The sequence below is a fragment of the Pseudomonas sp. S2_B10 genome (assembly GCF_054668425.1).
Window position 1 is genome coordinate 1,841,151 of the sequence record NZ_CP162768.1, and the last position, 15,144, is coordinate 1,856,294.

The 15,144-nt window shown below is 61.8% G+C and carries 13 protein-coding genes and 1 other RNA gene; all 14 read right to left on the bottom strand.

All coding sequences use genetic code 11. The features are described 5' to 3' along the window. Positions 1-2: 2 nt before the first annotated feature. Positions 3-977 carry a D-alanine--D-alanine ligase gene (locus tag AB4O45_RS08100; protein WP_016773280.1) on the bottom strand — a complete coding sequence of 325 codons (975 nt, stop codon included), beginning with the start codon at positions 975-977 and terminating at the stop codon, positions 3-5. Further along, a complete protein-coding gene (gene murC, locus AB4O45_RS08105; protein ID WP_039761387.1) occupies positions 974-2,434 on the bottom strand; it encodes a UDP-N-acetylmuramate--L-alanine ligase in 1,461 nt (486 codons plus the stop codon). The genes AB4O45_RS08100 and murC overlap by 4 nt, the downstream gene beginning before the upstream one ends. Continuing rightward, entirely contained in the window at positions 2,427-3,497 is a 1,071-nt protein-coding gene (murG, locus tag AB4O45_RS08110) for an undecaprenyldiphospho-muramoylpentapeptide beta-N-acetylglucosaminyltransferase (RefSeq protein WP_122611820.1), read from the bottom strand. The genes murC and murG overlap by 8 nt, the downstream gene beginning before the upstream one ends. Next, the gene (ftsW, locus tag AB4O45_RS08115; protein ID WP_016773276.1) at positions 3,487-4,704 is read right to left on the bottom strand and encodes a putative lipid II flippase FtsW; all 1,218 of its coding nucleotides are present in this window, start codon (positions 4,702-4,704) and stop codon (positions 3,487-3,489) included. The genes murG and ftsW overlap by 11 nt, the downstream gene beginning before the upstream one ends. Beyond that, positions 4,701-6,047 (bottom strand): UDP-N-acetylmuramoyl-L-alanine--D-glutamate ligase, encoded by a 1,347-nt coding sequence (murD, locus tag AB4O45_RS08120; RefSeq protein ID WP_460161296.1) that lies wholly within the window; start codon positions 6,045-6,047, stop codon positions 4,701-4,703. Before murD ends, ftsW begins: the two co-directional genes overlap by 4 nt. 5 nt (positions 6,048-6,052) lie before the next feature. Then, on the bottom strand, positions 6,053-7,135 hold the full coding sequence (mraY, locus tag AB4O45_RS08125; protein ID WP_016773275.1) for a phospho-N-acetylmuramoyl-pentapeptide-transferase: 1,083 nt from the start codon (positions 7,133-7,135) through the stop codon (positions 6,053-6,055). Beyond that, complete coding sequence (locus AB4O45_RS08130) at positions 7,135-8,502, bottom strand: UDP-N-acetylmuramoyl-tripeptide--D-alanyl-D-alanine ligase (protein ID WP_095181682.1); 1,368 nt, start codon at positions 8,500-8,502, stop codon at positions 7,135-7,137. Before AB4O45_RS08130 ends, mraY begins: the two co-directional genes overlap by 1 nt. After that, positions 8,495-9,958 carry a UDP-N-acetylmuramoyl-L-alanyl-D-glutamate--2,6-diaminopimelate ligase gene (locus AB4O45_RS08135; RefSeq protein WP_375122669.1) on the bottom strand — a complete coding sequence of 488 codons (1,464 nt, stop codon included), beginning with the start codon at positions 9,956-9,958 and terminating at the stop codon, positions 8,495-8,497. Before AB4O45_RS08135 ends, AB4O45_RS08130 begins: the two co-directional genes overlap by 8 nt. Continuing rightward, on the bottom strand, positions 9,958-11,697 hold the full coding sequence (locus AB4O45_RS08140) for a peptidoglycan D,D-transpeptidase FtsI family protein (RefSeq protein ID WP_174823877.1): 1,740 nt from the start codon (positions 11,695-11,697) through the stop codon (positions 9,958-9,960). Before AB4O45_RS08140 ends, AB4O45_RS08135 begins: the two co-directional genes overlap by 1 nt. Continuing rightward, entirely contained in the window at positions 11,697-11,990 is a 294-nt protein-coding gene (gene ftsL / locus AB4O45_RS08145) for a cell division protein FtsL (protein ID WP_016773269.1), read from the bottom strand. Before ftsL ends, AB4O45_RS08140 begins: the two co-directional genes overlap by 1 nt. Beyond that, on the bottom strand, positions 11,987-12,934 hold the full coding sequence (gene rsmH / locus AB4O45_RS08150) for a 16S rRNA (cytosine(1402)-N(4))-methyltransferase RsmH (protein ID WP_024014247.1): 948 nt from the start codon (positions 12,932-12,934) through the stop codon (positions 11,987-11,989). The genes ftsL and rsmH overlap by 4 nt, the downstream gene beginning before the upstream one ends. Next, positions 12,931-13,386 (bottom strand): division/cell wall cluster transcriptional repressor MraZ, encoded by a 456-nt coding sequence (gene mraZ, locus AB4O45_RS08155; RefSeq protein ID WP_007917012.1) that lies wholly within the window; start codon positions 13,384-13,386, stop codon positions 12,931-12,933. Before mraZ ends, rsmH begins: the two co-directional genes overlap by 4 nt. A gap of 402 nt (positions 13,387-13,788) precedes the next feature. Further along, positions 13,789-14,142: RNase P RNA component class A (rnpB, locus tag AB4O45_RS08160), an RNA gene on the bottom strand. 73 nt (positions 14,143-14,215) lie between these two features. Beyond that, positions 14,216-15,121 (bottom strand): 16S rRNA (cytidine(1402)-2'-O)-methyltransferase, encoded by a 906-nt coding sequence (rsmI, locus tag AB4O45_RS08165; RefSeq protein WP_016773267.1) that lies wholly within the window; start codon positions 15,119-15,121, stop codon positions 14,216-14,218. Between the last annotated feature and the right edge of the window lie 23 nt (positions 15,122-15,144).

Consider the following 15,144-nt stretch of genomic DNA (forward strand, 5'->3'; position numbering starts at 1 on the left):
TCTTAACCTCGCGCCTCTGTTGCGCCTGCGTCTTCAACGCTGGCGGCCAGAATGGCCAGAACCAGTTGCTGGAAATCCAGACCGGCAGCCCGCGCCGCCATCGGCACCAGGCTGTGATCGGTCATGCCCGGTGCGGTATTGACTTCGAGGAACCAGAACTGCCCGTCGGCGTCCTGCATCACGTCCGCCCGACCCCAACCGGCGATACCCAGCGCCTCACAGGCCTTGGCCGTGAGTTCCATGAGTTCCTGTTCCTTGGCCGCGTCCAGCCCGCACGGAATGCGGTACTGGGTATCGTTGGCGATGTACTTGGCGTCGTAGTCGTAAAATGTGTGCGGTGTACCCAGGGCGATTGGAGGCAACACCTGGTCACGCAGGGTGGCGATGGTGAACTCCGGACCTTGAATCCATTGCTCAACCAAGACTTGCGAATCGTAGGTACTGGCCGCTTTCCATGCGTCGATCAACTCGGACGCAGAATTCACTTTGGCCATCCCGATACTTGAACCTTCATGCGCCGGTTTGACGATCAAAGGCAGGCCCAGTTCCGTCGCCGCCGAAATACAATCGGCTTCGCTGCACAGCACGGCGTGACGTGGCGTCGGAATGCCAAGGCTGTGCCAGACCTGCTTGGTGCGCAGTTTGTCCATCGCCAGTGCGGAAGCAAGAATGCCGCTGCCGGTGTAAGGGATGCCGGCGCACTCGAGCAGGCCCTGCATGCTGCCGTCTTCACCGCCGCGACCGTGGAGAATGATGAACGCGCGGTCGATCTTTTCGCTGAGCAGACGCTGCAGGAAGTCTTCGCCCACATCGATGCCGAACGCATCGACGCCAGCGCTTTGCAGCGCCTCGAGCACGGCGTTGCCGGATTTCAGCGAAACCTCACGCTCGGCACTCAGGCCGCCGAAGAGCACGGCGACGCGGCCGAAGTCTTTCGGCGCGATGGTGGAGAACAGCTTGGCGTAGGCAGCAGTCATTTCAACTTCCCCTCGACCGGCGCCGCCACGGCGCCGGCGAACAATTCACTTTTCAACAGCTTCGGCGCGAGACCGCCGATATCACCAGCGCCCTGGCACAGCAGAATGTCGCCGGCGCGCAGCAGCGGCTTGACCAGCGGCGCCAGGTCGACGCCACGCTCGATGTAGATCGGGTCGAGCTGACCGCGCTGACGGATGCTGTTGCACAGCTTGCGGCTGTCGGCGCCAGGGATCGGCTCTTCGCCGGCCGGATAGACTTCCATCAGCAGCAGCACGTTGGCGTCGGCCAGTACATTGACGAAGTCGTCGTACAGATCACGGGTACGGCTGTAGCGATGCGGCTGGTAGACCATCACCAGACGACGCTCCGGCCAGCCACCGCGCACGGCTTTGATCACCGCAGCGACCTCGGTCGGGTGGTGACCGTAGTCGTCGACCAGCATCACGTTGCCGCCGTCCACCGGCAGTTCGCCGTAGACCTGGAAGCGTCGGCCAACACCCTGGAAGCCTGACAGGCCCTGAACGATGGCTTCATCGCTGACGCCTTCGTCGGTGGCGATGCAGATGGTCGCCAGCGAGTTGAGCACGTTGTGGTTGCCGGGCATGTTCACCGACACGTCCAGCGGCTCGCGATCCGGGCGCAGGACGGTGAAGAAGGTCTGCATGCCCTGCTGACGGACATTGATCGCGCGCACATCGGCGTCTTCGCTGAAGCCGTAGGTCACGGTCGGACGCTTGACCAGCGGCAGGATTTCGCGCACCACCGGATCGTCCAGGCACATCACCGCCAAACCGTAGAACGGCAGGTTGTGCAGGAATTCGACGAAGGTTTTCTTCAGTTTGTTGAAGTCACCGTCGTAGGTCGCCATGTGGTCGGCGTCGATGTTGGTGACCACGGCCACCAGCGGCTGCAGATGCAGGAAGCTCGCATCGCTTTCGTCGGCTTCGGCGATCAGGTAACGGCTGGTGCCAAGCTGGGCATTGGTGCCCGCTGCGTTCAGACGACCACCAATCACGAATGTCGGGTCCAGACCACCGGCCGCGAACACCGAAGCGATCAGGCTGGTGGTGGTGGTTTTGCCATGGGTACCGGCGACGGCGATGCCGTGGCGATAGCGCATCAGCTCGGCGAGCATTTCTGCACGCGGCACCACTGGAATGCGGCGTTCAAGGGCAGTCGCCACTTCCGGGTTGGACGTGTTCACTGCGCTCGACACCACCAGCACGTCGGCGGTAGCGGCGTTCTCGGCACGGTGACCGATGAAGATCTGCGCGCCAAAGGATTCCAGGCGCTCGGTGACCGGCGAGGCTTTCAGGTCGGAACCGGAGACTTGATAGCCCAGGTTCAACAACACTTCAGCGATACCGCACATGCCCACGCCGCCGATGCCGACGAAGTGGATGCGACGGATGCGGCGCATTTCCGGTTGTGGCATGGCTTTCTGATTCTCAACCATGGGCCACCTCCAGACAGGTATCGACCACGCTACGGGTGGCATCGGGTTTGGCCAGTCGGCGGGCCGCTTGGGCCATTGCTTCGAGTCGTTGCGGTTGCATCAAGACCTCTGTCAGGCGCGCGGCAAGATCCGCGGCACCAGTCGTTCTTTGCGGCATCAGGAAGGCAGCGCCTTCGCGGGCCAAATAATCGGCGTTGCGGGTCTGGTGATCGTCGATCGCGTGGGGCAAAGGCACCAGCATCGAGGGCAGACCGGCGGCCGCCAGCTCACTGATGGTCAACGCGCCAGCGCGGCACACCACCAGGTCAGCCCAGCCATAGGCTTGGGCCATGTCTTTGATGAACGGCTGCACCTGCGCTTCCACACCCACGGCGCGGTAACGCTCGGCAGTCACTTCATCGTGGTTTTTACCGGCCTGATGAAACACTTCCGGGCGCAGGTCGGCAGCGACTTGGGCCAGGGCTTCAGGCAGCAATTTGTTCAACGGTTCTGCGCCCAGGCTGCCGCCAAGGATCAGCAAACGCGCTTTGCGCCCGGCCAGCGCCGGTCGCGATGTCTCGAGGAACAGCTCGCTGCGCACCGGATTACCGGTGGTACGGCGGCTGTCCGACAGAGTAAAGGTGTCGGGGAACGCTTCACACACTCGGGCGGCGAACGGCACCAGCAACCGATTGGCGGTGCCGGCGACAGCGTTCTGCTCGTGAACGATCACCGGCACGCCAGCCAGTTTCGCGGCAAGACCACCAGGGCCGGTCACATAACCGCCGAAGCCAACCACGCACACCGGCTTCAGACGGCGCATGATCGCCCGCGCCTGCCACACCGATTTCAGCAGCATCAGCGGCGCCTTGAGCAGCGACAGCTTGCCCTTGCCACGCAGACCGCTGGCGTTGATCCGGTGCAGTTCAAGCCCTGCCGCCGGGACCAGTTCGTTTTCGATCCCCCGTGGCGTGCCGAGCCAGTGCACGGTGTAGCCGCGCGCCTGAAACTCGCGGGCACAGGCCAGCGCCGGGAACACGTGGCCGCCGGTACCGCCGGCCATGATCAATACGTTAGCGCCCATGAGTCGGCTCCTCGGCGAAGTCGCTCTCCTGGAATTCCATCTCTTCGCTGCCCAGGTGGGTCCGACTTTCCCACTCGATGCGCAGCAACAGACCCAGACAGGCACAGCAGATCACCAGCGAGCTGCCGCCGTAACTGAGGAACGGCAAGGTCAGACCCTTGGTTGGCAGCAGGCCGACGTTCACACCGATGTTGATCAGGAACTGACCAATCCACAGGAACGACAAGCCGTAAGCCACGTACGCGGCGAAGAACTGCTTGGCCTTCTCCGCCCACAGGCCGATGTACATGCCGCGAATACACACGAACACGAACAGCGCGACGGTGCACAACGAACCGACCGCACCGAGCTCTTCGGCGAGTACCGAGAACACGAAGTCGGTATGCGCTTCCGGCAGGTAGAACTGCTTCTGCACGCTGTTGCCCAGGCCGACGCCCAGCCACTCGCCGCGACCGAAAGCGATCAAGGCCTGCGACAACTGATAGCCGGCACCGAACTGGTCGGCCCACGGGTCGGCGAAGTTGGTCAGACGCGCCATTCGATACGGCTGCATCTGGATCAGCAAAACCACCGCGCCAACCGCCAGCACCACCATCAGCGAGAAGCGGAACAGTCCGACCCCGCCAAGAAACAGCATCGCCGCCGCCGCGCCCATCATGACTACGGTGGCACCGAAGTCCGGTTCCATCAGCAACAGACCCGCCATCGGCAGCAGCACGATGAACGGCTTGAAGAAGCCCATCCAGCTCTCGCGCACTTCTTTCTGCCGGCGCACCAGATAACCGGCGAGGTAGATCACCACGAACACCTTGGCGATTTCCGACGGCTGCACGTTGAAGAAGCTGAAACCGATCCAGCGCATCGAACCGTTCACTTCGCGGCCGATGCCGGGGATGATCACCATCACCAACAGGCCGAACGCACCGATCAGCATCATCCAGCCGAGGCGCTGCCAAGTGGCGATCGGGATCATCATGGTGACAATGCACGCACCCAGGCCCAGCACCACATAGATAAGGTGGCGAATCATGTAATACAGCGGACTGCCCGACTGCGCCGCCGCCACTTCGGTGGACGCCGAAGCGATCATGATCAGGCCCAGGCCGAGCAGCGCAAGGCAACCGGCGAGCATCGGGAAGTCGAGGTCGATGCCACGCCCGGTGATCAGCGGCGACGGGTACGGCTTGATGATGTTTCTCAAGTTCATGCCAGTTCCTCCACAGCGCGGACGAACTGGTGACCACGGTCTTCGTAATTCTTGAACATGTCGAAACTGGCGCAGGCCGGAGACAGCAGCACCACGTCACCCGGCTGGGCAGCTGCGCGGCATTGCGCGACGGCGTCGACCAGCGAGGTCGCGCGGATCAGCGGCACGGCATCGCCAATGGCTGCGCCGATCTTGTCGGAGTCGCGGCCCATCAGGACCACAGCGCGGCAGTTGGCCGCCACCGGATCGCGCAGATCGTTGAATTCGGCGCCTTTGCCGTCACCGCCGGCGATCAGAATGACCTTGCCGTCGATGTCCGCACCGAGGCCTTCGATCGCGGCCAGAGCGGCGCCAACGTTGGTGGCTTTGGAGTCGTTGTAATAGGCCACGCCGTCGAGATCGCGCACCCACTGGCAACGATGCTCGAGGCCGGCAAACGTACGCAATGCAGAGAGCATGGCGTCGAACGGCAGACCCACAGCGTGACCCAGTGCCAATGCGGCGAGCGCGTTGGACTGGTTATGCGCACCGCGAATCTTCAGTTCACGCACGGGCATCAGGTTCTGGAATTCGAAGGCGAGGTACTTCTCGCCGTCTTCTTCGCGAATGCCGAACGCTTTGAAATCCGGTTTGCTCAGGCCAAAGGTCCAGCATGGCTGGCCTTCGCCGATCAATGGACGGCTTAGGGCGTCCTGACGGTTGACCACAAACTGCTTCGCGCCCCGGAAGATCCGGTGCTTGGCCAGGTGATAGGCTGGCAGACCGCTGTAGCGATCCATGTGGTCTTCGCTGATGTTCAGTACGGTGGCGACTTCGGCGTTGAGCTGGTCGGTGGTTTCCAGCTGGAAACTCGACAACTCCATGACGTACAACTCGACATCGTCGCTGAGCAGATCCAGCGCCGGCGTGCCTAGGTTGCCGCCAACGGCGACGCGCTTGCCGGCCGCAGCCGCCATCTCACCGACCAGCGTGGTCACGGTGCTTTTCGCGTTGGAGCCGGTGATCGCGACGATCGGCGCCCGCGCGTAACGCGCGAACAACTCGATGTCGCCAGACATTTTCACGCCACGGGCAGCGGCGGCTTGCAGGGCCGGAGTCGCCAGCGCCAGGCCGGGGCTTACGTAGAGCTCGTCGGCACGGCAGAGGAATTCGACGTCCAGCTCGCCACAACGCACTTCCACGTGCGGATAGTCACGCTTGAGCGTGGCCAGTTCCGGTGGATTTTCCCGCGTGTCGGCCACAGCAAACGACGTGCCCCGGTTCGCCAGGAAGCGAACCAGGGACATGCCGCTCTTGCCGAGGCCGACAACGATGCGGAAGTGGTCAGAAGCGATCAGAGACACTCGTTCTACCTCAGCTTCAGGGTGGCAAGGCCGACCAGGACGAGAATCACGGTGATGATCCAGAAACGGACGATCACGCGCGGCTCAGGCCAGCCCTTGAGTTCAAAGTGGTGGTGAATCGGCGCCATGCGGAACACGCGGCGACCGGTCAGCTTAAAGGAGGCAACCTGAATGACCACTGACAGGGTTTCCATCACGAACACGCCGCCCATGATGAACAGGACGATTTCCTGACGGACGATCACCGCGATGGTGCCCAGTGCCGCGCCGAGTGCCAGGGCACCGACGTCGCCCATGAACACCTGCGCTGGATAAGTGTTGAACCAGAGGAAACCGAGGCCGGCACCGATCAGTGCGCCGCAGAACACAATCAGCTCGCCCGCACCCGGTACGTAAGGAATCAGCAAATACTCGGCGAATTTCACGTTACCCGACAGGTAGCAGAAAATCCCCAGACCGCCGCCGACCATCACCGTCGGCATGATCGCCAGGCCGTCGAGGCCGTCAGTCAGGTTGACCGCGTTGCTCGAGCCGACAATGACGAAGTAGGTCAGCACGATGAACCCGGCGCCCAGCGGAATGCTGTAGTCCTTGAGCATCGGCAGGATCAGTGTGGTTTCCACCGGCGTCGCGGCAGTCATATAAAGGAAGATCGCAGCGCCGAGACCGAACACCGACTGCCAGAAATACTTCCAGCGGCTCGGCAGGCCACGGGAGTTCTTCTCGATGACTTTGCGATAATCGTCGACCCAGCCGATGGCGCCGAACAGCAGGGTCACCAACAGCACCACCCAGACGTAGCGGTTGCTCAGGTCAGCCCAGAGCAAGGTGCTAACGCCGATCGACGATAGAATCAGCGCGCCCCCCATGGTCGGGGTGCCGGATTTGGACAGGTGCGATTGCGGGCCGTCGTTGCGCACCGATTGGCCGATCTGACGGTTCTGCAGAGTACGGATCATCCACGGGCCATAGCACAGCGACAAGACCAGCGCGGTCAGCACACCGAGAATCCCGCGCAGGGTCAGGTACTGGAAGACCGCGAAGCCTTTGTAGAACTGTTGCAGATACTCCGCTAGCAGCAGCAGCATTAATGTTTCTCCAGACTGGACCCGCACAGAGCCGCAACGATGTTTTCCATCGCTGCGCTGCGCGAACCCTTGATCAAAATGGTGGTGTTTGTGTCCTGCTCGGCGGCGAGGGCCTGGATCAGCTCGGCCTGGGTGCCGAAGTGCTGCGCCTGCTCACCGAAAGCGTTTACCGCGTGGACCATGTTCGGCCCGACCGCGTAAAGCGCAGAAACCTTGCCTCGGGCGTACTCGCCCACGTCGCGGTGCCCCTGCTCCGCCCAGTCGCCCAACTCGCCGATATCGCCGAGCACCAGGACGGTGCGGCCGGAAAAGCCGGCGAGTATATCAACGGCCGCGCACATCGAGGTGGGGTTTGCGTTGTAGGTGTCATCGATCACGCGCATGCCGTTTTTTGCCAGTTGCGCGACGGTGCGCCCCTTGACCGGTTGCACCGCACCGAGGCCGGTGGCGATGCCGAACAGCGACACGCCCAAGGCGTGAGCAGCAGCGGCGGCAGCCAGGGCATTGGCGACGTTATGAGTACCGAGCAGGTTCAGTTGCACGCGCTCGCTACCTTCAGGCGTGTGCACATTGAACGCCGGGCAACCACGGGCATCGGTGGCCAGATCGCTGGCGTGGAAATTCGCCTCGCTGTTGCTCAGGGCGAAGGTCAGCACCTGACGGCCGGCCGCGCGGGTCTTCCAGATACCAAAAGCCTTGTCATCGAGGTTGAGCACGGCGATGCCATCGGCGGCCAGACCCTCGATGATTTCGCCTTTGGCTTCGACGATTTTTTCCGGACCGCCGAACTCACCGACGTGAGCGGTGCCGGCGTTGTTCAGAATCGCTACGTGCGGCTTGGTCAGGCCGACGGTGTAGGCGATTTCACCGAGACGCGAAGCGCCCAGTTCGATGACAGCCGAGGTGTGTTCCGGCGCCAGTTCGATCAGGGTCAGCGGTACGCCGAGGTCGTTGTTCAGGTTGCCACGGGTCGCCAGCACCGGACCGCGCGTGCGCAGGATGCTCGCGAGCATTTCCTTGACCGTGGTCTTGCCACTGGAACCGGTCACCGCCGCCACTGGCTGGGTGAACGCAGCACGGTTCAACGCGCCGAGTTGGCCCAGCGCCTGACGGGTGTCCTTGACCAGCAATTGCGGCAGCGCGCTGTCGGCGACTTCGCGCTCGACCAGTGCCGCCACGGCGCCTTTGCCGGCAACGTCGTTCAGATAATCATGACCGTCGAAACGCGGGCCGGTCAGGGCGATGAACAACTGGCCGGGCTGGATCGCACGGCTGTCGATGCTGACGCCGTCGAAACTCGCGTCAGCGCCGATCAAACGGGCTTCGAGGGCGTTGGTCAGTTCACTGAGTGTCAGGGCCTTAAGCATGGGCCACCTCCCACGCGGTCAGGGCATGATCGGCCTCGACCAGATCGGAAAAGGCATGGCGCACGCCGTTGATTTCCTGATAGTCCTCGTGACCTTTGCCGGCCAGCACAATGACGTCATCAGCGGTTGCGCCAGCAATCAATTGCGCAATGGCCTGGCCGCGACCGGCGACGAAAGTGACTTTATCCACAGCGGTGAAACCGGCGCGGATGTCGTCGAAAATCACCGCAGGATCTTCGGTGCGCGGGTTGTCGTCGGTGACCAACACCTGGTCAGCCAGACGCTCGACCACTTCGGCCATCAACGGACGTTTGCCGCGATCGCGATCACCGCCGCAGCCGAACAGGCACAGCAATTGGCCTTTTACGTGCGGGCGCAGTGCTGTGAGAACTTTTTCCAGTGCATCCGGGGTGTGGGCGTAATCGACCACCACCAACGGCTGCGTGCCACCACCCAGACGCTGCATGCGACCGGCCGGGCCTTCGAGCTTCGGCAGCACTTTGAGAATTTCGTCGAGGGCGTAATCCAGACCGAGCAAGGCGCCGACTGCGGCCAGCACGTTACTCAGGTTGAAACGACCAAGCAGCGTACTGCGCAGGTGATGCTCGCCCTGCGGCGTGACCAGCGTGGCGCGTACACCATGGTCGTCGAACTGCGCTTCGCGGCAGAACAGGTAGGCACTGCTGTCGAGCAGGCTGTAGGTGATCAAACGCGACTCGCGCTTTTCCGCCGCCAGTTGCAGGCCGAAATCGTCGTCGAGGTTGACCACGCGGCACTTCAGGTCATTCCAGGCGAACAGCCGGGCCTTGGCCTCGGCATACGCCTGCATAGTGCCGTGATAATCCAGATGATCGCGGGACAGGTTGGTCATCACCGCCACGTCGAACGCCAGCGCGGTGACCCGGCCCTGATCCAGACCGTGGGACGAGACTTCCATGGCCACGGCTTTGGCACCGGCCTTTTTCAGGTCACCCAGGGTCGCTTGCACGGCAATCGGGTTCGGCGTGGTGTGCAGGCCGCTTTCCAGCGCGCCGTAGAAACCGGAACCCAGCGTACCGACGATGCCGCAATGCTGGCCGAGCAGATCAAGTGCCTGCGCAACCAGTTGGGTCACGCTGGTCTTGCCGTTGGTGCCAGTGACGCCGATCAGGTTCAGGTGATGACTCGGCTCACCGTAAAAACGCCCGGCAATGTCCGAAAGTTGCGCCGCCAGACCCTTGACCGGAATCAGCGGCACGTCAGTGATCGGCAGCACGGTGGCGCCTTCGACTTCATAAGCCACGGCAGCCGCGCCGCGTTGCAAGGCATCGGCGATGTGCGCACGGCCATCGAAACGGCCGCCGGGCACGGCGAGAAACAGATCGCCGGCGCGCACGTTGCGGCTGTCCAGCGCCAGTTCACGGATCAACAGATCGTGGCCGGCGTGGGGGAATATCTTGTTCAGACTTAATGACATCAGCCGCGCCCTCCATTGGCTTTCAGCGGAACGACCGGGGTGGCATTGGCCTGTTGGGTGGTCGGCAGGTTGTCCGGGGTCACGTTCATCAGGCGCAGGGTGCCGGACATCACACGGCTGAACACCGGCGCCGACACCAGACCACCGAAGTAACCGGCCTTGGTCGGTTCATCAATCACCACAACAATGGCGTAACGCGGATCGCTCATCGGGCCGAAGCCGGCGAACAGCGAGCGGTAGGAATTTTCTGCGTAGCCCTTGGTGCCGACCGAGGTCTTGCGCGCGGTACCCGACTTGCCACCGACGTGATAGGCCGGCACCTGCGCACGGAACACGCCGCGCGGCGCTTCGATTACCTGCTGCAACATGCCCTGCATGGTTTTCGCCACGGCTTCCGGCAGCACTTGGGTGGTCTGCGGCATCTTGTCGGTTTTGATCAGGGTCAGTGGCGCGAGGCGACCATTGTTGGCCAGCGCCGAGAACGCGTGCACCAACTGGATCGCGGTCACGGAAATACCGTAGCCGTAAGACAAGGTTGCAGTTTCAGCCTTGCGCCATTCGCGGTAGTTCGGCAGATTGCCGACACGTTCGCCGGGGAAGCCCAGGCCGGTGTCCTGACCGAGGCCGACTTTCTGCGCGAGACGGAAAATGGTTTCGCCGCCGATATCGAAGGCGACCTTACTCATGCCGACGTTACTGGAATTGATCAGGATGCCGGTCAGATCGAGCACTGGCCCTTCGGTCTTCGACACGTCTTTGATGGTGTATTTGCCGATCTGCAACGAGCCCGGATACACCTCGACGGTGTCGCTCGGTTTCCAGCGGCCGGTTTCGATTGCCGCGCTCATGGAAATGGCTTTCATGGTCGAACCCGGCTCGAACACGTCGATCATGGCGCGGTTGCGCATCATCGCCGGTTGCAGGTTGCGACGGTTGTTCGGGTTGTAGGTCGGCTGGTTGACCATGGCCAGGATCTCGCCGGTCTTCACGTCCATGATCACCAGACTGCCGGCCTTGGCGCCGTTTTCGATGATCGCGTTGCGCAGCTCGCGGTTGGCCAGGTATTGCAGACGCAGGTCAATCGACAACGCCAAGGGCTTGCCGGCCTTGGCGTTCTTGGTGACTTGAACATCCTTGATCAACCGGCCACGGCGATCCTTGATGACTTGTCGTTTGCCCGGCACCCCGGCCAGCCATTCGTCATAGGCCAGCTCGACGCCTTCGCGACCGTGATCGTCGATGTCGGTAAAGCCGACCATGTGCGCGGTGACTTCACCGGCCGGGTAGAAGCGGCGGAATTCTTCGATGCCGTAGACGCCCGGCACTTTCAGATCGAGCACAGCCTGACCCTGCTCGGGGGTCAGCCCGCGCACCAGATAAATGAATTCTTTGTTGGCTTGGGCTTCGAGGCGTTCGCTCAGGGCTTTCGGGTTCTGGCCCAGCGCGGCGGCGAGTGCCGGCCACTTCTCTTTGGCCGACTGCATTTCCTTGGCGTTGGCCCACAGCGTGGTCACTGGGGTACTGACAGCCAGAGGCTCGCCGTTACGGTCGGTGATCAGGCCACGGTGCGCCGGAATCGGAATATGCCGCAGGCTGCGCGCATCGCCCTGCCCTTTGAGGAAGTCACGGTCGACCACTTGCAGGTCGATGATGCGCCAGCAGATCGCCGCGACCATCAGACCGAGCAGCGCCACCATCAGGCGGAAGCGCCATGGGAACAGCGCGCCTTCGAGTTTCATCATGGCGCCACCATCTTCACGTCAGCCGCGCCAGGTATGTGCATCTTCAGTTGTTCGGTGGCCAGCACTTCGATGCGGCTGTGCGCAGTCCAGGTGCTCTGCTCGAGAATCAAGCGGCCCCACTCGGCCTGCGCCTTGTCGCGCACGCTGAGTTCGTTATAAAGGGTGTTGAGCAACTGCCGGTTCCAGTGCGCGCTGTACGACACGGCAATGGCCGAAAACAGCACGCCGATAAACAGCAGCAGCATCAGAAAGCTGCCGCCGGGCAGTGGTTTGGCGAAAAGCTTGCTCACCGCAACTTCTCCGCGACACGCATGACGGCGCTACGGGAACGTGGGTTGGCTTTGAGTTCGGCGTCGGAGGCCGTCTGCGCTTTGCCGTGGATTTTGATTTTCGGTTCGAAGGCGACGTGGCGAACCGGCAGGTTGCGCGGCAAATTGTCGGCCTCGCCTTTCACCAGCTTGCGCATGAACAGTTTGACGATGCGGTCTTCCAGCGAGTGGAAGCTGATCACCACCAGACGGCCGCCAACTTCCAGCGCTTCCAGCGCGGCGTCGAGACCGGCTTCCAGATCGCCGAGTTCGTTATTGACGTGAATGCGCAACCCCTGGAACGCGCGGGTGGCCGGGTTCTTGCCCTTTTCCCACGCCGGGTTGGCGACTTTCAGCACTTCGGCCAGATCGGCGGTGCGCTCGAACGGCTTGATGTCACGACGCTCGGCAACGGCACGGGCCATACGCCCGGAGAAACGTTCTTCGCCGTATTCCTTGAACACCCGGGCGATTTCTTCCACAGGCGCGGTGTTGACGAATTCGGCAGCGCTGATGCCACGGGACGGGTCCATGCGCATGTCCAGCGGCCCGTCATTGAGGAAACTGAAGCCGCGCTCGGCGTCATCGAGCTGCGGCGAAGACACACCGAGGTCGAGCAGAATGCCGCTGACCTTGCCGGTCAGGCCTTGCTCGGCAACCACCGAACCGAGCTCGGCAAAGCTGCGCTGCACAACGACAAAGCGGCCGTCTTCGGCCGCTAGCGTTTGCCCGGTGGCAATCGCTTGAGGATCCTTGTCGAATCCGATGAGTCGACCGTCCGGCCCGAGCTGGCTGAGGATCAACCGACTGTGCCCGCCGCGCCCGAACGTGCCATCCAGATAGCAGCCATCAGGACGTACGGCGAGAGCCTCGACGGCTTCGTCAAGCAGTACGGTGATGTGGTTAAAGCCGCTATCAATAGTCACAGGATCAAATCACGCAGTTCATCAGGCATCGCGCCCGGTTGTTGAATAGCAGCAAGGTCAGCGGCAGATACCGCATTCCATGCATCCTCGTCCCACAATTGGAACTTGTTCAGTTGGCCGACCAGCATCGCGCGCTTATCGAGCTTGGCGTATTCGCGCAAACGCGGCGGAACCAGGAAACGACCACTGCCATCGAGTTCGAGGTCGACGGCATTACCAATCAATAAACGTTGCAGGCGACGGTTCTCTTCGCGAAGCGAAGGGAGTGCGCGCAACTTGGTTTCAATAATTTCCCACTCATCGAGCGGATAGACACACAGGCATGGATCAACGGCATCAATGGTCACGATCAATTGGCCGGAACTGCGCGAATCGAGCTCGTCACGGTACCGGCTCGGCATGGCGAGACGGCCCTTTGCATCGAGACTGATAGCGTTAGCTCCGCGAAACACGTCAGCGTTTCTCCAATTTTTATCGTTTTGAGCTCAAAAAACCCACTTCATGCCACTTTCCGCCACTTGCGCACACTATAGGAATGCGCCCACCACACCGTCAAGGCGCGGATTAAAGGAAAAGCCTTACAGAACGGAGATTTAGCGACGTAAAAGGAGGCTCAACGAGAATCTGACGTGAAGTTTTGGTCAATAACTTGATGCAGCACTGAAAGCTGCGCTCGAAAGTTAAAGTAGTTTGTTAAGAGTAAGATTTTTTCGGTATTACAAAGGCGCTTCGGCTGTTGATTGAAGCAGGGTGGGAAAAGGCTATTACCGCGTGTGCCGCTGCCGGAATTTCAGACCAGGCCGGCTGATATTACACAGCCGCGTCTTCTTTGTTTCAAGCAGGGAAAGAAAAAGGTGGAGAGTCGATCTGTAAGCCGGGTTCTGTCTTGAACAGTCATTCGTCTACGATGGCCATCACTGGACATCTTTAGCAACCTACCCGGTCCCAGCGCGGGCCACGCCTTGGGACCCTATTTGGTCTTGCTCCAAGTGGGGTTTACCTAGCCACGAACTGTTGCCAGACGTGCGGTGCGCTCTTACCGCACCTTTTCACCCTTACCGGCGCTTGCGCGCTTAGGCGGTTATTTTCTGTGGCACTTTCCGTAGGCTCACGCCTCCCAGGCATTACCTGGCACTTCGCCCTATGGAGCCCGGACTTTCCTCCCCCCCCTAATTTTCATAGAGGGCAGCGACTGTCCGATCGACTCTCCGCGGCGAAGGTTAACGGCAGAGCGCCGGAAGAACAAGCGCTAAAACCCTCCAGACCGCCATGGGCGACGGCTTACACGCCTTTCTGTTTATCCAGCGCCACCTGATACAACACGTTTTTGCGCTCGCCGGTGATTTGCGCTGCCAGTGCGGCGGCGCGCTTGAGCGGCATTTCCTCCAGAAGCAGATCGAGGATGCGCATGGCTTCGCTGCTGACCGCGTCCTCCGACTCCGGCGCGGTCCAGCCGGCCACCAGCACTACGCACTCACCGCGCTGCTGATTGCTGTCGGACTCGACGAACGCACGCAGCTCGCTGAGCGGCAGGCCTTTAAGGGTTTCGAAGGTTTTGGTGATTTCCCGCGCCAGCAGAGCCTGACGCTCGCCGCCAAACACTGCTTCCATATCCTGCAGGCATTCGAGAATGCGATGCGGCGCCTCATAGAAAATCAGGGTGCGCGGCTCTTCTTTGACTGCTTCCAGCCGCGCCTTGCGCCCGACCGACTTGGCCGGCAGAAAACCTTCGAAGATAAAACGGTCGGACGGCAAGCCCGCCGCCGACAGCGCTGCGATCAACGCACAGGCACCCGGCACGGGCACTACGTTGATGCCGGCCGCACGGGCCTGACGCACCAGGTGATAACCCGGATCGGAGATAAGCGGCGTGCCGGCATCGGAGATCAGCGCGACGTTGTCGCCCGCCAGCAACCGGGTAATAAAGCGGCTACCCTCATCCCGTTCGTTGTGTTCGTGACATGCGGCCAGCGGCGTGCCGATGCCGAAGTGCTGCATCAGGCGCGCCGAATGCCGCGTGTCTTCCGCTGCAATCAGGGCCACTTCACGAAGGATCTTCAAGGCCCGGGCGCTGATGTCGTCCAGGTTGCCGATGGGCGTCGCCACCACATAAAGCGAGCCAGCAGCGGAATTCAAAGGACCTGGAGCAGTCAAAGCGCACACCTCGTGATCGGTAAAAGCGGCCATTGTAGCGCGTCATGAGGCTTGCG

Excerpts from the sequence above, each read along its gene's own strand:
- AB4O45_RS08135 (WP_375122669.1), bottom strand. The coding sequence starts at position 9,958 with ATGTCATTAAGTCTGAACAAGATATTCCCCCACGCCGGCCACGATCTG.
- AB4O45_RS08140 (WP_174823877.1), bottom strand. The coding sequence starts at position 11,697 with ATGAAACTCGAAGGCGCGCTGTTCCCATGGCGCTTCCGCCTGATGGTG.
- mraY (WP_016773275.1), bottom strand. The coding sequence starts at position 7,135 with ATGCTGCTGCTGCTAGCGGAGTATCTGCAACAGTTCTACAAAGGCTTC.
- AB4O45_RS08130 (WP_095181682.1), bottom strand. The coding sequence starts at position 8,502 with ATGCTTAAGGCCCTGACACTCAGTGAACTGACCAACGCCCTCGAAGCC.
- AB4O45_RS08100 (WP_016773280.1), bottom strand. The coding sequence starts at position 977 with ATGACTGCTGCCTACGCCAAGCTGTTCTCCACCATCGCGCCGAAAGAC.
- murG (WP_122611820.1), bottom strand. The coding sequence starts at position 3,497 with ATGGGCGCTAACGTATTGATCATGGCCGGCGGTACCGGCGGCCACGTG.
- ftsW (WP_016773276.1), bottom strand. The coding sequence starts at position 4,704 with ATGAACTTGAGAAACATCATCAAGCCGTACCCGTCGCCGCTGATCACC.
- murC (WP_039761387.1), bottom strand. The coding sequence starts at position 2,434 with ATGGTTGAGAATCAGAAAGCCATGCCACAACCGGAAATGCGCCGCATC.
- rsmI (WP_016773267.1), bottom strand. The coding sequence starts at position 15,121 with ATGGCCGCTTTTACCGATCACGAGGTGTGCGCTTTGACTGCTCCAGGT.